The sequence below is a fragment of the Domibacillus sp. DTU_2020_1001157_1_SI_ALB_TIR_016 genome (assembly GCF_032341995.1).
In the GTDB taxonomy this organism is placed as follows: domain Bacteria; phylum Bacillota; class Bacilli; order Bacillales; family Domibacillaceae; genus Domibacillus; species Domibacillus indicus_A.
The window spans coordinates 998,231-1,017,137 of record NZ_CP135439.1 but is presented as its reverse complement, the minus strand read 5'-3'; the positions used below and the strand labels follow the sequence as shown (position 1 = coordinate 1,017,137).

The following is an 18,907-nucleotide window of genomic DNA, read 5'->3' as shown; positions in this document are numbered from 1 at the left end:
CTTTTACCGGCCGGCCTGGCGCATTTTCCGGTATGTTTTATAAGTTCGCCCATTCCAGTAAAAGAAAATACTGGCCGCTCCAGCCGTATGGACAAGCTTGCGGCAATGTCCACGCACGCTTTTTTTGCCAGCCGCTTTTTCTTCCGATAAGTAAACAGCCACAATGCCCTCAATTAAAAATGAATGAAACTTAGCGTGCGGCAGCCGTTCGGTTCCTTTTTTTGCCTGGCGCAAAAAGTGAAGAAACCGTTCCATCATTTCTGTTTCGCTATTGTAGTATGTACAGAAATTTAACTCGCCATCTTCCATATCTTCTTCCTGGTCAATAAAATAGTCGAGCAAAATGTGAATGCCCTGCCCATATGGGAAATAGCAGTCACGCACCATTTTGGCGTATGTAGGCGTAAACGCCGGCTGCATCGCGCAAGACATTAAGCAGTATACACCGACTGTCGAACCCGTGCAGGCGGCAAACTCATACCATTCCATTTCCGGTAAATCCGCTTTGTAACTCTCAAACCAGCGGACCAGGCGCTCTTCCCGCTCTTCTTCGCGGACATGCTTATGAATTTGCAGTTCGCTGTAGTAGCGGCTTAAATCCAGCACATGCGGTTTTGCAGCTCCAAAGAAAGGCATTTTTTCCACCACCTGGCGGCAGCCATCAACCAATGCATCTAAATAGCCGCCATCATTCTTGGTTTCACGAAATCGATAATAATCGCTTTTAGGATGGCCAGGAAAAAAACAGTCACGCAGCGCTTCATGAAGCGCCGCAAAATCATTCGGATCAAATGATGTAGTCTGGTCGCATAAATTATCGAGATAATCACAAATTAATTGATAAGGGACAATAAAAGAGATCGCTTCTTTCTGGCTATTACCGGCCAGCATGGAAATCACACCGCCTGCTTCGCAGTGAAAGTATTTTTTCTCATACACGTCCATTGCCTGCTTGCGCAGTTCCGGATTGGGTATTTGTTCCGCCAATTCCTTCCATTTGCTCCATTCTGTTTTCACAGCAGGGAAAATGGTTTTATATATTTTTCGCATTAACAGGAGCGAATTCGTAGGGACTGTCATGTTCTTACCTCACTTTTCCATAATAAAACCGAGCGACCGCAATCGGTTGTGGACAAAATCGAGCGCATATTGAAATACATCTTCCCGCTCTGGTTCGTTAAAAATTTCATGATAAAGGCCCGGCCATTCCTTGTATTGCAGCTCGGACAGCTCCAGCTTTTTGGCAAATGAACGGGCTGTACTTCCGTCGGTGATCCGGTCTTCTCCCGCCTGCATAATCAAGTGGGGAATATCCGGCACTTCTCCCGGTCCAGCTGTTGCGATTTTGATGGCCTGCACAATTTCTCTGTACCACCGAACCGATACTTTCCGGACAAACAAAGAGTCTTCAGCATCAAAGGCCCAAATTTCTTCGTTCCGGGTCGCCATTTCAGACGTAATGCCTGAATCAAATTTCAAGGACGGAGTCATTGAATTTAAGCCGTGTGTAAGCACATTTAAATGCTTAGGCGGCACATGTTTCATTTTAAATAGAGGAGACGACATAATGACCCCAGCAATCTCCGGCTTTTCCTCCTGTAAATAGCGGGTAATCACAAGCGCACCCATACTGTGGCCCAGCAAAAACACAGGGACGTTAAATTGGTATGCTGCCTGCACCCAGTCCGATAATTCATTCGTATATTCTTTAAAAGATGAAATGTGGCCGCGTTTTGCACGTGAAGTCATTCCCTGTCCAGGCAGATCTCCCATGACAACATGAAACCCGTTTTGCCGCCACATTTCAATAAGCCAGCCGTACCGGCCATGGTGTTCAAGGGCACCATGCACGATCACAATCACGCCTTTTGGCTTTTCTTCACATTCCCATTTCCACATATTGCTCTCTCCTTCAAAAAACGACAACCGTTTTTTCTATTATACAAATCTTTTGCTGTTCGATAAAATAAAACGGTATAACAGACAAAAAAGAAAGGGGCCTCAACCATGATTTATCCGTATAAAGATAAACAGCCGGTTATTGCTGAATCCGCTTTCGTTGCGGACTATACAACGATTACAGGAGATGTCGTGATCGGCGAACAATCCACTATTTGGTATAACACCGTCATACGCGGAGATGTTGCACCGACGATCATTGGCAGTAGAGTGAATATCCAGGACAATTCCGTTCTTCATCAAAGTCCAAACAACCCGCTCGTCATCGAAGATGAAGTGACAATTGGCCACCAAGTGATCTTACATAGCTGTAAAATTCGAAAAGGCGCCTTGATCGGCATGGGATCCATTATTTTAGACAATGCCGAAATCGGAGAAGGTGCATTTATCGGCGCGGGCAGCCTTGTACCGCCTGGCAAGGTAATTCCTCCAAATACAATGGCCTTCGGACGGCCTGCTAAAGTAGTGCGAAATGTAAACGAAGAAGACCGCAAAGACATGGAACGTATCGTGCGTGAATACGCTGAAAAAGGCCAGTATTATAAATCTATTCAAGCATAAAAAAAACCATGCCCAAGTATTTGGGCATGGTTTTTTTATTACTTCGCAGCTGCTTTCAATGCTTCTGCTTTATCTGTACGTTCCCACGGAAGATCTACATCCGTGCGGCCAAAGTGGCCATAAGCTGCTGTCTGACGGTAAATCGGACGGCGAAGATCCAGCATTTTAATAATGCCTGCTGGACGAAGATCGAAGTTTTGACGGATTACGTCAACAAGCGTTTCTTCCGCTACTGTTCCAGTTCCGAACGTATCAACTGAAATGGACACCGGATGTGCTACACCGATTGCATAAGCAAGCTGTACTTCACATTTGTCCGCAAGGCCTGCTGCTACGATGTTTTTCGCTACATAGCGTGCTGCATAAGCGGCAGAGCGGTCAACTTTTGTTGGATCTTTACCAGAGAATGCGCCGCCGCCGTGACGTGCATATCCGCCGTACGTATCTACAATGATTTTACGGCCTGTTAAGCCTGCATCCCCTTGAGGTCCGCCGATAACGAAACGGCCCGTTGGGTTAATAAAGAATTTTGTTTCCGCGTCGATTAATTCGGCTGGAACCACTTCATTAATCACTTGTTCGCGAATTTCTTTTTGAATTTGCTCAAGTGTTACTTCTGGATGGTGCTGCGTAGAAATAACGATTGTATCAACACGAACAGGTTTGCCGTTTTCATCGTACTCAACTGTTACTTGCGTTTTACCATCTGGACGAAGGTAATCAAGTGTCTCGTTTTTGCGCACTTCTGTTAAACGGCGTGCCAATTTATGAGCAAGTGAGATTGGAAGCGGCATAAGCTCTTCTGTTTCGTTACACGCAAAACCGAACATTAAGCCCTGGTCTCCGGCACCGATTTCATCAAGCTCTTTATCCGTCATTTGACCTTCACGCGCTTCAAGAGCTACGTTAACCCCTGCTGCAATATCAGGTGACTGTTCATCGATAGATGTTAAAACCCCTGCTGTTTCAGAGTCAAATCCGTATTTTGCACGAACATACCCGATTTCTTTTACCGTTTCACGAACGATTTTTGGAATATCCACGTAAGAAGTAGTGGTAATTTCCCCTGCAACAAGAACAAGTCCAGTTGTTACAGATGTTTCCGCTGCCACGCGGGCATTCGGATCTTTGTCAAGAATGGCATCAAGAATCGCATCGGAAATCTGGTCACAGATTTTGTCCGGATGTCCTTCCGTTACGGACTCTGATGTAAACAGACGGCGCTGTTTTGTCATGAAAAAATTCCTCCTTAAAATCAGTGTGTACGGTACTCATTTCCCTCAGGTGATCCAGAAAATAAAAAAACTCTCCCGGCATTGAGAGAGGAAAGGTTGTTTTCACTCGGGCCTTTCACTCTTATCGTCCAAGGCTGATCCTTGCTCAGGTTTAGCACCTTGTCCGCAAAGTACGGCAGGTTGCTGGGTTTCACAGGGCCTGTCCCTCCACCAACTCAGGATAAGAGTATCCGTTCAAGTGTCAATGTTACGAAATATCGCGCTTCGTGTCAACCCGTTTCTCTTTCAAAAAGCAAACAATTTTTAAAGGTACTTTTTTGTGTATCCTGCTTTTCTTCCTATTTAATTAAAATTCACATATTTACTAGCATGGCCCAAAAAATATAAAAATATACGAAAAATTTCATCCAATAGTATAGACTATTCATTTCAATGTGTTATACTAATTTCAAGTTAATCAAACACATTAAAACTCAAATAAAGGATGGTTGTACATGATGAACTCTTTAACTGTTTCCAGCGAATTAACTGAGCTGCTCAAAGGCTCCAATATTCTCGTTCAGCCTTCTGTACCGGTTCTTGTAGAAAAGGTACTTCAGCGCGGCGAAGGTGTTTTAACCGCGTCCGGTGCTGTTCGCGCCGAAACAGGCAAATATACAGGCCGCTCTCCAAAAGACAAGTTTACTGTCCGGGAAGCATCTGTTGAAAACAGCATAGACTGGGGTTCAGTCAACCAGCCGATTTCTGAAGAAGCGTTTAACCGCTTGTATGAAAAAGTGGTTTCTCATTTAAAAGAAAAAGAAGAACTGTTTCTTTTCAAAGGCTTTGCCGGCGCGGATCAAAAACACCGTCTTCCGATTCAGGTTGTAAATGAATATGCCTGGCATAACCTATTTGCGCACCAATTGTTCATTCGTCCAACGGAAGAAGAGCTTAAAACCCATGACGCAGGCTTCACTATTTTGTCAGCGCCTTCTTTCCAGGCGGATCCTCTTACAGATGGCACAAACTCTGAAACATTTATTATTGTTTCCTTTGAACAGCGTGTTATTCTTATTGGCGGCACAGAATATGCCGGTGAAATGAAAAAATCCATTTTTTCTGTGATGAACTACCTTCTGCCGCAAAATAATGTCCTGCCAATGCATTGCTCAGCAAACGTCGGCTACGAAGGAGATGTAGCCCTGTTCTTCGGTCTTTCGGGTACTGGAAAAACGACGCTTTCCGCTGATCCAAACCGCCGTTTGATTGGCGATGATGAACATGGATGGTCCGCCAACGGGGTGTTTAATATTGAAGGCGGCTGCTATGCAAAGACAATTGGCCTGACACGCGAAAAAGAACCACAAATTTTTGATGCGATTCGTTTTGGTTCTGTTCTTGAAAATGTTGTTCTTGATTCTAAAACACGGGAGCCGGATTACGACGATAACACATTAACCGAAAATACACGGGCCGCTTACCCGCTTCAAGCCATTGATAATATTGTAGACCCGAGCGTTGCCGGTCATCCGAATACGATTATTTTCCTGACTGCAGATGCGTTTGGTGTGCTGCCTCCAATCAGCAAACTGTCGAAAGAACAAGCAATGTACCACTTTTTAAGCGGATATACGTCTAAACTTGCTGGTACAGAACGCGGTATTACAAGCCCTCAGGCAACGTTCTCTACTTGCTTTGGGTCACCGTTCCTGCCGCTGCATGCAACGGTTTATGCAGAAATGCTCGGCAAAAAAATCGATGAGCAAAATGTGCAAGTTTTCCTCGTGAATACAGGCTGGACAGGCGGCGAGTATGGAACTGGCGAACGAATGAAGCTTTCCTACACACGTGCAATGATTCAAGCTGCTCTAGAAGGCGAATTGGCGCACACACCAACTTATAAAACAAAAGTTTTCGGCCTGGAAATTCCGCTTCATGTTCCAGGTGTGCCGGATGATGTTTTGATTCCACGCAAGGCATGGGCGGATGAAAAAGCCTTTATGCAAAAAGCGCAGGAATTAGCAGCAAAGTTCCGGGAAAACTTCAAAAAATTCAGCGGTGTAGCAGATGAAATTGCCCAAAAAGGCGGTCCGCTTCTTTAACCCATACAAAAAGCCCGAAGGATTGGGGACTGACCCCCGTTTTTGAGACAGGGATCAAAACACCTTTAAGCAGCCAGCTGCCGGTACGCAACCGGTGGCTGGTTGTTTAGTTTCGCTTGAATACGGATATGGTTATAATAGTGAATATAGTTTTCGACAGTTTGCTCTACGATGGCCGTCGTAGTGCTGTCTAACTTGTCGAGATAGAACGTTTCAGACTTTAGCGAGGAATGAAACGATTCGATGGAGGCATTATCAGCGGGTGTCCCTTTTCGGGACATGCTCATGATAATGCCTTTTTCTTTGACTGCCTGTTGATAAGCGTGAGATGTGCAAACAGATCCCTGGTCGCTGTGCAGGATGCACCCTTCTGGGAGGGAAGAAAGCTGCGACAGGGTGTCGAGCACAAAATTTGTGTCCTGGCAGTCTCCAATAGAATAGGCAATAATCTCACCGTTAAATAAATCCTGGATACTTGAAAGATACAGCTGTTTCTGGCCAAAAGGCAAGTATGTAATGTCTGTGACGAGCTTTTGAAGGGGCTGATCTGCCTGGAAATCACCTTTCAATAGATTATCGGTAATATGACAAGGCTGTCCTGTCTGCCTGCGTTTCTTCACTTTCACCCGGCACTGCCAGCCATACTTCTGCATCATACGCTGTACCGCTTTATGGTTAATCAACATCTCCCGTTTTAATAAGGCTGTGATTTTACGATAGCCATATCGAAACTTATGGTTCCGGCACAACGTGCCGATTTTTCGTTCAATGGCCTGCTTGGATGTTTCTTCCCGGCTCTGTCTTCTCCAGCGATAGTAAGTGGATCTAGTAATACCAAGATGCCGGCATATTTCCCTGACGGGCAAGCTGTTTTTGAGTTCTTCCACTAATTCTACGGCTGTTTCCGGTACCACTTCCTCTCCAATTCTTCGTACTTTTTTAAGACTTCAATCTGCTGTTTTAGATACCGGTTTTCTGCTTTCAGTTTCTCTGTTTCGTTTTCCTCCTCAGGTCCTTTTCCGAAGGAATATTGTTTGCCCACTGGCTGATCAAACCGATGAAGTTCGCCTGCTTTGTACCATTTCATCCATGTTTTAAGCTGTGTCTTATTTCGGATATTTAATTCCTTCAAGACTTCTTTGACCGGCACTCCAGCTAATCTCATTTTTACAGCTTTCATTTTTACTTCCGCTGGATAACTGACTCTTGTACCCATAGAAAAAAACACCTCCAAGTTGTTTTCAGGTATTCCATACCCGTTTTCAACTTAAAGGTGTTTTTATTTGTCTCACTCTATGGGGTCAGTCCCATTGATCCTTCGGGCTTTCTTACTTTTTGTCTACACTCTTAAAGCCCGAGAGACTGTTTCTCGGGCTTTCATTTTTTAATTCGTTGATTTCAAAGAAACGAGCGTATACGTAATGGTCGTTTTCTCCTGTTGCCATTCTACTTTTTTAATGAGGGCGGTACCGCTTTGTTCGCTGTCCTTTGTTTTAAACACGGCAATTGGAATATCAATTGGATAAAGCCGGTAGCCGTCTTTTTGAAGAACGAACCGATTTTCTTCCTCCCGTACTTCATTTCCTTTTGTGACAATCATCGTATTTAGTTCCATAGGCATTCCCATGATTTTAGTCCCCCTTTATCCATTTTGCAATGTAGCCGACAATCTGACGGTTTACTGCAGGTGGTATGTAATGATCATATTTATCCAAATACATCGTGTCTGCATGCGGCACAGCTTCCTTCAGCCGGTAAGCATGCTCTACCGATACATTCTTGTCACTGCGGCCGTGAATAATCAGCACGGGCGCTGTGATCTGGCCGGCTTCTTCCAGAGGTGTCCGCCAGTCGTACGCCTCCGGCACTTTTTGGGGCGTTCCGCCTATCACACGTTTCATCATTCGGCGCATATCCTTTCTTTCTTCATACGTAAGTTTCATGTCGGATACGCCGCCCCATGTAACAAGTGAAGACACCGGCCGGTGAATGGCTGTCCAAAGAGCCATAATGCCGCCTCGTGAAAAGCCAAACACATGAATCCGGCCATTTTTTACACGCGAATGATTTCTTAAAAGGTCAAAAGCGCTAAAGGCATCTTCGCGGTCTTCTCCTGCGAAGTCTTCATTTCCTTCTCCGCCGCGATTGCCTCTGTAAAACGGTGCGAAGACAATAAATCCTTCTGCAGCGAATTCGGCGACTCTTGACGGCCGCACCATGCCAATGCCTTTAATACCGCCTCGCAAGTATAAAAAACCTTCGTACGATTCCTGGTCAGCCGGCTCCGCTAAAAAGCCTTTTACTAAAAGACCCGCAGACTTATAATGAACCAGGAAAAGACGTACATGTGGATTTGGCGATGGGTACGGTATACACTCCATTAGACCAGCCCCTTTCTCCTTACTTCTGATAACGCGAGCGGAATCATTTCATCTTTCATTAAAAAAGAATAATGAGCTCCAAAGCGCGCTTCGAGCAAATCATCCTTTTCTATATATGGACCGTCTGTTTCTAAATAATCTTGTTTCTTTTTTATATCCGTTACGTGCGCAAAAAAAACCGCTTTTAAAAACGGCTGTTCTGGTGCATGAACATAATACTCACCTATGAAGTGCAAACCGGATATCGCGGCCCCCGTTTCTTCTGCCACTTCCCTGTGGGCTGCTGCTTCAAGCGTTTCACCCGGTTCTCTTTTTCCCCCCGGACATTCAAGACCTCGTACTTTATGTTTTGTTAAAAGCCAAGAATGCTCGAATCGGCATAAAACAAGAACGTGAGACGGCGCCCTTCCAAACGCTCCTCTTGTAAACACCATCGTAACAGGATAATTGTTTTGATCGGTAAAACTGTGCAACCGGCATCCCTCACCCCTGCTTGCTTTCTCTCTATTATACGTCATTTCTCCACTTTTTTATATGTTGTCGTGCGTCTTCATCTCCAAGTTCATAGATTTTTTCGTATACCGCCATCATATAGTCGTCATATCGGTCATTGTTTTGATCTTCATGATACGGAATAGCAGGAACGTGCGCCCGCCAGAACGAGCCAAAGTCCTCCCGGTTCATTCCATTTAACAGCTCACGCAGCGATTGTATTTCCTTATCATTGGCAAAAACACGAAAATTCCATGGGGACACATCCGGCTGTGACTGAATTTCTCCATTCGCGATGGCAATATAGTAAGGCTGTTTTTCCACATTAATCCCTCCTTTTTACAGCATGTGCGCTTTTTCTTTTCTTCATTCAATAAAAAAAGTTGGAATATGATAGCGTTTTCATGTATAACTATATATATATTCTTAAAAAGGAGGCACAGCGATGAAATTTGTAAATGAATTGTTTGAACTGTATCGCGGCCGGCTGCAAGGAACAGAAGACGACCTGGATATGATCACGCTGACCGTTCTTGGTGAAATGACTGAGACAGATATCCTGTCCATCATTGGAGAAATGCCTAATGAAGAACTTGCCTGGCTGTTCCGCGTTTATTTGTACGAAGGATTAAAAGAAAAATTCAACCAGGATCAAATACCTGCCGACCGAAACCGCCTGCTCCATTAATACATAAAGAAAAAACGGAGAGGACTCATTCTCCGTTTTTTTGTTTCCTTTCATAAAAAAACCGAGCTCTTATCGGCTCGGCTTGTTCATTATTTTCCTAGGAATGATTTAAGCATCCAAACATGCTTCTCCAGGCTTTGGTGGATCGCCAGAAGCATATCGCCTGTTGTTTCATCGCCTACTTCAGCGGCTAAATCCATTGCCTCTTTTAATTCGCCAGTCAGCGTTGTAAAGTCATTAACAACTGACTGTACCATTTCTTCCGCAGATTCCTGCCCTTCTGCTTCATTTACCGTTGCCAGTTCAAGGGATTCACGAAGCGTTGCTACCGGCTTTCCGTCCAGCGCCAAAAGACGCTCAGCCAGCTCATCAATATGCCCGCTTGCTTCAGTGTATAACTCTTCAAATTTTGCATGCAGCGTAAAGAACTGAGGTCCTTTTACATACCAATGATAGTTATGAAGCTTTGTATAAAGCACCGTCCAGTTTGCAACCTGTTTGTTTACACTGCTGATTAACTGTTCTGACATAAAAGAATCTCCTCCAACATTTTCAAATTTATCTCGACCTTTTTAGTATACCACTCTTATACAGAACTAAACAAAAACGTGATACACTATGAAAAAAGGAGAGATTTCCTTGTCGGATATGATGATGGTCCTTATCGTTTCTATGCTTGTTGTTCTCGTTGTACTGGCTCTTTCCTTATTCACCATTCAAAAAGGATACAGTTACAAACATACGATTGATCCGCCAAAAGAAAACTCCGCATATGAAAAACAGGAGGAAAAATGAAAAAGCTATTCTTGTTTTTGATCCGCTTTTACCAAAAAGGAATTTCACCGCTAAAGCCGCCTTCATGCCGCTTTTATCCGACTTGTTCCCATTATGGGTACGAAGCCGTTCAAAAGCATGGAGCCCTAAAAGGCGGACTGCTTGCTGTTATTCGTATTTTAAAATGCCATCCATTTCACCCTGGCGGCGTAGATTATGTGCCCGAAAAGTGGCCGCTAAAAAAAAGAAATTGAATTAAGCGGAATAAACCGCTTTTCGCTGCTTTTCTATTCGCTTCCGGCTGACTCCGAAGCCAATGCCTGGTTCCTGCGACAAATGAATCCGGCCGTTTTGAACAAAAATGCCGGGCTCAATAAAATCTTCTTCCCAGTAATAGTCAGTGGAAACAATGTCACCTGGCATCGTAAATCCCGGAAGCGAAGCAAGCGCCACATTGTGTGCGCGCGAAATGCCAAATTCAATCATTCCGCCTGCCCAAAGATCGATATTCTGTTGAAGGCAGTAATCATGAATGCGTTTTGCTTCCGATATTCCTCCTACCCGGCTGAATTTTACATTGATCACCCGGCAGGCCTTCATTTCAACCGCACACTTGGCATCATGGAAAGAACGGATGCTTTCGTCTAAACAAACCGGTGTCTTAAGCTGGCGCTGCAGCTTTGCATGGTTCCACATGTCGTCTGCTTCAAGCGGCTGCTCGATCATCATCAGTCCATATGTATCGAGCGTTTTTAAATGATCGATATGCTGCAGCGAGTAGGCTGAATTGGCATCAGCCATCAGCGAAATGTATGGGTATGCTTTACGAATTGCTGTCAGCATTTCGATGTCAGAGCCCTGGCTGATTTTCACTTTAATGCGCCCGTATCCGGCTTCAACATGAGCTTGTATGCGCTCCAGCATCTCGTCCGTCGTTTTTCCTGAGGCAACCGCTCCGACCGAAATGGATGAGCGCGTTCCGCCAACCACTTCAAAAAGCGGCTGATCCAGCTTTTTAGCGTACAAATCCCATAGTGCTGATTCTACACCCGCTTTAGCCATCTGATTGCCCCGTACAGCCCAAAAAAGGGACGATGCATCCGCCGGATGAGAAATGTCATGCTCTTTCAGCAGCGGAAACAGCACGTCCTTTATAATGTGCCACTCTGTGGCCACCGTTTCTTCCGTGTACCATGGCGTAGAAAAAGCGGACGCTTCTCCCCAGCCTACTGTCCCATTCCGGTCTTCTACCTCAATGATAATCGCTTCCCGCTTCGTGACCGTTTCCAAGTGTGTGTAAAACGGCGCTTTCAGCGGCATTTCTACTACATGCATCGTGAGCCGCTTAATGTTCATAACGCTCACTCCACTGCCTGGCCAGTTCACGCCGGAGCAATTTATTTGCCGCATTTCTCGGCAGGACTTCTACTTCAATAAAATAAGCCGGCACTTTAAAACGGGCGAGCTTTTCCTGACAGAAATGCAGTAATTCTGCTTTCGAAACCGGAGACTGCGCCACATAAAAAGCAGCGGGAACACTTCCCCATTTCTCATCCGGCACACCCGCCACCCCGGCTTCTAAAAGGGCTGGATGACCGGTAAGGACGGACTCGATTTCGGCCGGGTAAATATTTTCACCGCCAGAAATAATTAAATCGGAACGGCGGTCCAGCACATATAAAAATCCTTCTTCATCAAGCCGGCCGATATCTCCAGTCCGAAACCAGCCGTTTTGAAAAGCCCGCTCGTTCGCGTCCGGACGGTTTAAGTAGCCTGGCGTCACGTTGGGGCCGCTGACCCAAATTTCTCCCTCGTCTTCTCCATCAATATGGATCGCACATGGAAACAAAGGCTTGCCGGCGGAACCGATTTTCCGGAAAGCATCTTCTGGTGCGAGCGTTACAATTTGAGAGGAAGTCTCAGTCATGCCATACGTTTGGTAAACAGGGATGCCTTTTGCCTGGCACGTCTCCAATATGGGAAGAGGAGCAGGGCCTCCGCCAAGAAGAACACAGCGAAGCCGGGCGTGGTACGCTCCCTCGAGTGTATGCAGCATGGAAGAAAGCATGGCCGTGACAACTGAAATCATGGTCACTCGTCCTTCTTGTAACAGTCCGTTTACATAGTTCGGATCAAATTTTTCGATGAGGCACACTTCCATCCCATACAACACGCTTTTCATTAAAATAGAATACCCTGAAATATGAAATAGAGGCACCGCACAAAGCCAGGCATCGTCCGAGTGAAGACCAAGATTTAAAGCCGAAGCTGTCGCGCTGGCATAATGATTGCCATAGGTCTGTTTAACACCTTTTGGCCGTCCTGTTGTACCAGACGTATACATAAGCGAGCAAATGTCTTCTAAAGCAAACATTTCACGCTTGTTTTCTTTCGCTGCTTTCCCGAATGAGGTAAAACAAAAAGAGCGTATATCTGTCACAGAATGAGCTTTATTCTGATGCTCCCCGTCATACAGCAGACACACAGCATCGGCATCTTGAAGCTGCCAGGCCAGTTCTTCTGCAGCCAGCCGGCTGTTTAGCATCACTGCTGCAGCGCCGATCTGCTGAAGAGCATGAATGAGAAAAACCGTGTCCGGCCGATTTCCTGCCAGCACACCGCAATAGTCGCCTTTTTTTATTCCCGCTGCCTTCAATTGACCTGCCAGCACGGATGCTTTATCGAACAATTGTGAAAAGGTCCACGTTTCGTCATAAAAAGCAAGAGCCGTTCGCTCAGGAGTTAAAAAAGCACGCTGCTGAAGCCAGTTTGGCATGTTCATTATGATCATCCTTTCCATTTAAAAAAAGAGTGTCCGGTATAGGACACTCTTTCGATTTCGTTACGGGAATCTTGGGAACTGGCCAAAGTCTGGATCGCGTTTTTCTTTGAACGAATCGCGTCCTTCTTTTGCTTCATCTGTTGTGTAGTAAAGAAGCGTCGCATCACCTGCAAACTGCTGCAGGCCTGCAAGACCATCTGTGTCCGCATTCATAGCCGCTTTGATAAAGCGAAGCGCCGTCGGGCTCTTTGAAAGCATTTCTTCCGCCCACTGCACCGTTTCTTCTTCTAATTTTTCAAGTGGTACAACCGTGTTTACAAGACCCATGTCCAATGCTTCCTGCGCATTGTACTGACGGCAAAGGAACCAAATTTCACGCGCTTTTTTATGGCCGACGATGCGTGCCAGGTAACCTGAACCGTAACCAGCATCAAAGGAGCCGACTTTCGGTCCTGTTTGTCCGAATACAGCATTGTCTGCTGCAATCGTTAAATCACATACAACGTGAAGCACGTGGCCGCCGCCGATTGCATAGCCTGCCACCATTGCGATTACCGGCTTTGGAATAACACGGATCAAACGCTGTAAGTCCAGCACGTTTAAGCGTGGAATTTGGTCATCTCCTACGTAGCCGCCATGGCCGCGCACTTTTTGGTCACCGCCGGAGCAGAATGCTTTTCCGCCTTCACCGGCTAAAATAATAACGCCAATTTTAGAATCGTCACGCGCATATGCAAATGCATCGATCATTTCCGTGACTGTTTTCGGACGAAATGCGTTATGTACTTCGGGACGGTTGATCGTCACTTTGGCAATGCCATTATACGTTTCATACTTAATGTCTTCGTATTCGCGTTCTTTTACCCAATTAATTTCCACTTTGTTGTCCTCCTTATTGATTCAACAAAAACGTCTTTACTATTGTACCAAATTTTTCGCGCTGCTCCACATGAATTGCATGGCCTGCTCCGTCAAACTGAATCCATTCACAAAATGGAAGCCGCTCCTTCATCCGGCAGGCGATACGTGTAAATTTTTTATCTTGCGTTCCTGTAAGCAGCAAAACAGGCATGCTAAGCGTTTGAAGCCGGTTCCAATACGATGGCTGGCTGCCCGTTCCCATCAAACGAAGTGACGACGCCAGCCCTTCTGCCGACTGGGCCAGGCGCTCCCTCCGGACCTTTTCTTGAACAGCCGCTGGCAGTTTTTTCTGCGAAGCAAACATTGGAATACTTTCCCAAAAATTAACGAACGAGGCAACGCCTTCCTGTTCAATTCGTTGAGCCAGTTTTTCATCTGATTGCCGCCTTGCTGCACGCTCTTCTTCACTCTCGAGCCCCGGTGAAGTGCTTTCAAGCACCAAAGACCGGACCGCTTCTGGGTAAAGAAGCGCGAGAGCCAAAGCGAGGCGGCCGCCCATTGAATAACCGATAAGGTGAAAAGAAGAAAAACCGGCGTCATTCATCATCTTTTTAAGAGATTCAGCTTCTGTTTCCAAATCTGCTGCTAAACGGTTCGTTTGTCCATGCCCGGCAAGATCGGGCATCACAAGCTGAAAGGGAAAATGCTCGTCCAGGCCTTCCCACGTAGAAGAACTTCCCGTAAAACCATGCAGCAATAAAACCGGCTCTCCTTCGCCTTTCACTTGACGAAAAACGGTCATTGAATCACCTGTTTTGCAGCTGCAATCGCTCTTTGCCATAACTCCCGGTGAATCGCTGTGTTTTGGGAACGATCCGTTAATGCTTCTAATATGGTGATTCCGTCCCGTTTCACGGACAGCTCTCTTTGAAGCTCGCCGCTGTTCTCAATTCGAACGTAGTGGCAGCCGTAAAGTGCAGCTGCATGATCAAACTTTAAGCCAGACGGAGTGCCGAACAGCCTTTCAAAATGCTTTCGTTCCCCCGCCTGCGGCAAATAAGAAAAAATACCGCCGCCATTGTTGTTCATAATTAAAATGGTCATCGACAGGCCGTTCATTTTGGCCGCCAGCAAACCATTTACATCGTGAAAAAATGATAAATCTCCCATAACAGCATAAACCTTTTCCCCGCTTGCGGCAATGCCAAGAGCTGTAGAAACAAGACCGTCTATACCGTTTGCCCCACGATTTCCGTGAAGACGAAGAGTTTGTTCGCCTGAAAATAAAAAGGAATCAAGATCTCGAATCGGCATACTGTTTCCTGCAAAAACAGAAGAGCCGGATGGCACTGCCTCTAAAAACTGCCGAAACAATGAACCTTCGTCCATGCCTTCTGCTTTTTTCATCTCCGAGCGGGCTGCTTCGTTTATGTTCTGCCATAATGCGTACCATGAAGAGCGGCTTCCTTCCAATCTCTGTATCATTTCACGGCAAAAAGCGGCTTCATCTACATTCACCATATGAGTCGCAATGTGGGAAGGGTCACGCCATCCTCCGTCTGCGTCTACAATCACATGCACCGCATCCTGATGACGCTTCATATATTGCATGAGAGATTTGGAGACCGGCAGCGCACCAAACCGAACGATCGCTTCTGGTTTTAACGCGTCTTTCACCTCATCATCACGTAAAAAGGCGTCATAACTGTCAATCACTGCTTTGTCCGTACGAAGCTGCGAAAGCGGATCGGCTACAACCGGCCAGCCTGTTTTTTCGGAAAGCGAAAGGATCGCTTCTGACATCTCCGGCTTCACAATCTCTCCTGCTACAATAAGACCTTTTTCAACTTTGAGTGCTCCTGCTACATCATCCAGCATAATCGGATCCGGCACCTTTCTGCCAGAAATCAGCCGAACGGGAGCAGGGATTTTGATTCGTTCAAAAATACCATCATAATCCGGTACGAGCGGCTCACGGTAAGGAAAATTTAAATGAACCGGCCCTGCCGGTTCAGCAAGTGATTCAAAAACCGCCCGGGCACCTTGTGTGCGGACGTACTGCAATGCCGACTGATCTGATTCAGGAAGGGCCATTTCCGCAAACCATTTTGCTGTATGACCGTATAAGTGAAGCTGGTCAATCGTCTGCGGAGCACCAACATCCCGGAGTTCAGGCGGACGGTCTGATGTCAGCACAATAAGCGGAACGCGTGAGATTTTCGCTTCTGCTACTGCCGGCATGTAGTTGGCCGCCGCCGTGCCGGATGTACAAAGAAGCGCAACAGGATTTTGTGTGGCTTTAGCCAGCCCAAGCGCAAAAAAACCCGCCGACCGCTCATCCACTTGAATAAAAGTGCGCAGCCGGGGATGCTCTTCCATTAATAGCGCCATCGGTGTCGAACGGGAGCCGGGGCTGATAACCGCCTCCTTGACTCCCGAACGGACCAGGCTGTCTATAAAATGTGCATTGTATTGTGTCATGTTGTCCTGATGATTATTCATTGCCGCCTCCGATCGCCCGCAGCATCGGCCGCAGCTTCATGTTTGTTTCCTCAAGCTCCATCTCCGCAACAGACTCCGCCACTACTCCACAGCCTGCATATAAAAATGCTTCGTTCTGTACCAGTAATCCAGAGCGAATCGCCACCGCAAACTCACCATTTTTCCGGTAATCCATCCAGCCAACCGGCGCTGCATAAAAGCCCCGGTCCATATCTTCCAGTTCACGGATCACACCGAGTGCTTTTTCACTCGGAAGTCCGCCAAGTGCAGGAGTTGGATGAAGTGCCTGAACAAACCGCAGAATAGACTCGTCCTTGTCCGCTTCTCCGATGACCGGCGTATACAGATGCTGAATATCTCTTACTTTCATTACGACCGGCGCATCCGGCACGGCCACATAATCGCACATCGCCTGCATTTCCTCTCGGATCATCTGCACAACATAGTCATGCTCCATCCGGTTTTTACTGTCATGCAGCAGTGCATCCGCTAATTGCTCATCTTCCTGCTCTGTTGCACCGCGGGCTGTTGAACCGGCAAGGCACGTTGTTAAAACGGTTTGTGCCCGTTTCTTCACAAGCCGTTCAGGAGAAGCGCCTAAAAAACAGCTGTCCATTGCTTCAATAGAAAAAACGAAGCTGTCCGGCTGTCCCTCGTCCAAGCGGCGAAGAATGCGGTCTGACGAAATAGTACCGTCAAAAGCAGCGGTTGCTTTGCGGGCCAGTACTACTTTCTTCAGATCATCATCTGCTTCAATTCGATGAACCGCAGCTTGAACGGACTCCTTCCACGCTTGTGTATCCCCAGCACGAAGTTCCATTAATACCGCTTCTTTTTCGAATGAACGCTTCAAACCTGACAAAATGGCCTGCTTCCGTTCTTCAATTTGATCAAACAACCGGCCTGACTCTGCATCTTCGCACATCATATTGACCGTTACATATGTTTCACCGCCATAAACCGTCATCATTAATTCCGGCACATAAAAAAAAGACGGTGCAAAGCGGGACCACTCTTCTCCTTGAGAGCGAAGCGGATCAAATGAAAAACCGCCAAATGCAACGGGCCCTGTCCCGTAAATATCATAAGGATTATGGATGGAAGCACGCTTCATCAGGGCATCCCACTGCCCTTCCACATCCTCAAACCGCTCGGCTTTGCTGCTTTGGATCGTCTGTACGCTGCCGAGTCCTGCAATCGTTCTTTCCCCGTCACGGTCTTTGAAATAAAACCGTTCTCCTTTGTACCATTCTTTTCCATTTTCATAAAAACAGATCGGGTCGCCTTTTTCCACTTTTTCTACATAACTGAATAAAGTCGAACCGTTTATTTCGTTTATAAAATCAACAAAGGCCCCTTTAAGCGGGTGCCCCTTTATCATAGCCAATGAAATCCCTCCATTGTGCCGACCACACAGGGTCAAACTTCTTTGGCCCCTTAAGGCACTAAGACATTGCGGCTTTTAAACCGCTCTTTTATGTTTCCTTCTTATTATATACCACTTGTGCTACATTTTCATTTCCGAAAAACGATGTTCGATTTTTCGGAAAAAATTCAAGATTAATATCCTATTGAAAAAGGATTGACACTTTTGGTTCCGTTTTCTACACTTGATGAAGGACATTTGTTTATTTGTTCACAATGAAAATTGGGAGAGAAGAAGAATGAATCAAACCCCTTCCGCTGACACTGGCTTTCAAATATGGTGGCAGCTTATGCGGCCTCATACGTTAACAGCTGCGTTTGTTCCTGTTTTTCTTGGAACGGCGCTGGCTCTTGCCCATACAGACCTGCATGTTCCGTTGTTTCTAGCGATGTTGATTGCCTCTTTGCTTATTCAGGCAGCAACAAATATGTTTAACGAATACTTTGATTTTAAGCGTGGCCTTGATACAGAAAAATCAATCGGTATCGGAGGCGCTATTGTACGCAACGGTGTTAAGCCGAAAACCGTTCTTTATATGGCTTTCGCTTTTTTTGGCATCGCGCTTTTGCTCGGTCTGTACATTTGTACCGCTTCTTCATGGTGGATCGGCTTAATTGGCATCATTTGTATGGCTGTCGGCTACTTGTACACAGGCGGCCCCCTTCCGATTGCTTATACACCGTTTGGTGAATTGGCATCTGGCGTTTTTATGGGCGGCATTATTATCTATATTTCGTTTTATATTCAAACGGGTTTTCTGTCCACAACAGCGATTTTATTTTCAATTCCTATTATATTGCTTGTTGGCAGCATTAACTTATCCAACAATATTCGTGACCGTGTTGGCGACAGTGAAGCCGGCCGAAAAACAATGGCTATTTTAATTGGCCATGAGCGTTCGGTTTTCGTTCTTGCTGCATCTTTTTTCATTGCTTTCTTGTGGGTGATTGTTTTATTATTCACAAATTCAGGTTCCCCTTGGCTGTTTCTTTCATACTTAAGCATTCCAAAAGCCATAAAAGCAGTGAAAGGCTTTAAAGGCAAAGGCGGGGAACCTCCGTTTCAAATGATGCCGGCGATGAAGGCGACCGCCCAGACCAATACGTTTTACGGCTTCCTTCTTGCTTTCGGCTTATGCATCAGCTACCTTTTTTAACCCGAT

The 18,907-nt window shown here is 46.0% G+C and carries 21 protein-coding genes and 1 riboswitch; of the genes, 6 read left to right on the top strand and 15 right to left on the bottom strand.

The window, feature by feature from the left end:
- Window positions 1-3 precede the first annotated feature (3 nt).
- Both RRU94_RS13020 and RRU94_RS13015 read right to left on the bottom strand, forming a co-directional pair.
- On the bottom strand, window positions 4-1,080 hold the full coding sequence (locus RRU94_RS13020; protein ID WP_315694695.1) for a tetraprenyl-beta-curcumene synthase family protein: 1,077 nt from the start codon (window positions 1,078-1,080) through the stop codon (window positions 4-6).
- A gap of 9 nt (window positions 1,081-1,089) precedes the next feature.
- Window positions 1,090-1,899 (bottom strand): alpha/beta hydrolase, encoded by an 810-nt coding sequence (locus RRU94_RS13015; RefSeq protein WP_315694694.1) that lies wholly within the window; start codon window positions 1,897-1,899, stop codon window positions 1,090-1,092.
- Between the two features lie 108 nt (window positions 1,900-2,007).
- Here RRU94_RS13015 and RRU94_RS13010 point away from each other — a divergent pair, with 108 nt between their 5' ends.
- On the top strand, window positions 2,008-2,520 hold the full coding sequence (locus RRU94_RS13010; RefSeq protein WP_315694693.1) for a gamma carbonic anhydrase: 513 nt from the start codon (window positions 2,008-2,010) through the stop codon (window positions 2,518-2,520).
- Window positions 2,521-2,558: 38 nt separating this feature from the next.
- Here RRU94_RS13010 and metK read toward each other — a convergent pair whose 3' ends face one another.
- The gene (gene metK, locus RRU94_RS13005; protein ID WP_251269708.1) at window positions 2,559-3,755 is read right to left on the bottom strand and encodes a methionine adenosyltransferase; all 1,197 of its coding nucleotides are present in this window, start codon (window positions 3,753-3,755) and stop codon (window positions 2,559-2,561) included.
- Between the two features lie 118 nt (window positions 3,756-3,873).
- Window positions 3,874-3,982: riboswitch (SAM riboswitch) on the bottom strand.
- 270 nt (window positions 3,983-4,252) lie between these two features.
- Here metK and pckA point away from each other — a divergent pair.
- A complete protein-coding gene (pckA, locus tag RRU94_RS13000) occupies window positions 4,253-5,839 on the top strand; it encodes a phosphoenolpyruvate carboxykinase (ATP) (protein ID WP_251270088.1) in 1,587 nt (528 codons plus the stop codon).
- A gap of 65 nt (window positions 5,840-5,904) precedes the next feature.
- Here the strand turns inward: pckA and RRU94_RS12995 are convergent.
- The 5 genes from RRU94_RS12995 to RRU94_RS12975 form a co-directional block, all read right to left on the bottom strand.
- A protein-coding gene (locus RRU94_RS12995) for an IS3 family transposase (RefSeq protein WP_315694691.1) occupies window positions 5,905-7,055 on the bottom strand; the annotation gives its coding sequence in 2 pieces (ribosomal slippage) (window positions 5,905-6,785 and window positions 6,785-7,055; 1,152 coding nt in all).
- 168 nt (window positions 7,056-7,223) lie between these two features.
- Window positions 7,224-7,466, bottom strand: coding sequence for a DUF2584 domain-containing protein (locus RRU94_RS12990; protein WP_242233199.1), 243 nt, complete (start codon window positions 7,464-7,466; stop codon window positions 7,224-7,226).
- A 4-nt stretch (window positions 7,467-7,470) separates the two neighbouring features.
- Window positions 7,471-8,220 (bottom strand): alpha/beta hydrolase family protein, encoded by a 750-nt coding sequence (locus tag RRU94_RS12985; protein WP_315694689.1) that lies wholly within the window; start codon window positions 8,218-8,220, stop codon window positions 7,471-7,473.
- Window positions 8,220-8,693 carry an RNA deprotection pyrophosphohydrolase gene (gene ytkD, locus RRU94_RS12980; protein ID WP_315694688.1) on the bottom strand — a complete coding sequence of 158 codons (474 nt, stop codon included), beginning with the start codon at window positions 8,691-8,693 and terminating at the stop codon, window positions 8,220-8,222. Before ytkD ends, RRU94_RS12985 begins: the two co-directional genes overlap by 1 nt.
- Before the next feature lie 34 nt (window positions 8,694-8,727).
- Window positions 8,728-9,036 (bottom strand): hydrolase, encoded by a 309-nt coding sequence (locus tag RRU94_RS12975; RefSeq protein WP_315694687.1) that lies wholly within the window; start codon window positions 9,034-9,036, stop codon window positions 8,728-8,730.
- Window positions 9,037-9,157: 121 nt separating this feature from the next.
- Here RRU94_RS12975 and RRU94_RS12970 point away from each other — a divergent pair, with 121 nt between their 5' ends.
- Window positions 9,158-9,400, top strand: coding sequence for a DUF6154 family protein (locus RRU94_RS12970; RefSeq protein ID WP_242233195.1), 243 nt, complete (start codon window positions 9,158-9,160; stop codon window positions 9,398-9,400).
- Between the two features lie 89 nt (window positions 9,401-9,489).
- Here the strand turns inward: RRU94_RS12970 and RRU94_RS12965 are convergent, their stop codons facing one another.
- On the bottom strand, window positions 9,490-9,930 hold the full coding sequence (locus RRU94_RS12965) for a Dps family protein (protein WP_242233194.1): 441 nt from the start codon (window positions 9,928-9,930) through the stop codon (window positions 9,490-9,492).
- A gap of 118 nt (window positions 9,931-10,048) precedes the next feature.
- Here RRU94_RS12965 and ytzI point away from each other — a divergent pair, with 118 nt between their 5' ends.
- Both ytzI and yidD read left to right on the top strand, forming a co-directional pair.
- A complete protein-coding gene (ytzI, locus tag RRU94_RS12960) occupies window positions 10,049-10,195 on the top strand; it encodes a YtzI protein (protein ID WP_315695954.1) in 147 nt (48 codons plus the stop codon).
- Window positions 10,192-10,428 carry a membrane protein insertion efficiency factor YidD gene (gene yidD, locus RRU94_RS12955; RefSeq protein ID WP_251269714.1) on the top strand — a complete coding sequence of 79 codons (237 nt, stop codon included), beginning with the start codon at window positions 10,192-10,194 and terminating at the stop codon, window positions 10,426-10,428. Before ytzI ends, yidD begins: the two co-directional genes overlap by 4 nt.
- Before the next feature lies 1 nt (window position 10,429).
- Here the strand turns inward: yidD and menC are convergent, their stop codons facing one another.
- From menC to RRU94_RS12925, 6 genes are read right to left on the bottom strand one after another with little or no spacing between them, the layout of a single operon-like run.
- Window positions 10,430-11,530, bottom strand: a complete 1,101-nt coding sequence (gene menC, locus RRU94_RS12950; RefSeq protein ID WP_315694686.1) for an o-succinylbenzoate synthase — start codon at window positions 11,528-11,530, stop codon at window positions 10,430-10,432.
- Window positions 11,520-12,959, bottom strand: coding sequence for an o-succinylbenzoate--CoA ligase (locus RRU94_RS12945; protein ID WP_315695952.1), 1,440 nt, complete (start codon window positions 12,957-12,959; stop codon window positions 11,520-11,522). Before RRU94_RS12945 ends, menC begins: the two co-directional genes overlap by 11 nt.
- A 57-nt stretch (window positions 12,960-13,016) precedes the next feature.
- Complete coding sequence (menB, locus tag RRU94_RS12940) at window positions 13,017-13,829, bottom strand: 1,4-dihydroxy-2-naphthoyl-CoA synthase (protein WP_410493044.1); 813 nt, start codon at window positions 13,827-13,829, stop codon at window positions 13,017-13,019.
- Between the two features lie 19 nt (window positions 13,830-13,848).
- A complete protein-coding gene (gene menH, locus RRU94_RS12935) occupies window positions 13,849-14,619 on the bottom strand; it encodes a 2-succinyl-6-hydroxy-2,4-cyclohexadiene-1-carboxylate synthase (RefSeq protein WP_315694683.1) in 771 nt (256 codons plus the stop codon).
- Entirely contained in the window at window positions 14,616-16,319 is a 1,704-nt protein-coding gene (gene menD, locus RRU94_RS12930) for a 2-succinyl-5-enolpyruvyl-6-hydroxy-3-cyclohexene-1-carboxylic-acid synthase (protein ID WP_315694682.1), read from the bottom strand. The genes menH and menD overlap by 4 nt, the downstream gene beginning before the upstream one ends.
- Window positions 16,312-17,700: an isochorismate synthase gene (locus tag RRU94_RS12925; RefSeq protein WP_315695950.1), complete on the bottom strand. Its 1,389-nt coding sequence runs from the start codon at window positions 17,698-17,700 to the stop codon at window positions 16,312-16,314. Before RRU94_RS12925 ends, menD begins: the two co-directional genes overlap by 8 nt.
- Before the next feature lie 283 nt (window positions 17,701-17,983).
- On the opposite strand from RRU94_RS12925, the gene RRU94_RS12920 reads away from it, so the two are divergent.
- Window positions 17,984-18,901: a 1,4-dihydroxy-2-naphthoate polyprenyltransferase gene (locus tag RRU94_RS12920; protein ID WP_315694681.1), complete on the top strand. Its 918-nt coding sequence runs from the start codon at window positions 17,984-17,986 to the stop codon at window positions 18,899-18,901.
- The last annotated feature ends 6 nt before the right edge of the window (window positions 18,902-18,907 follow it).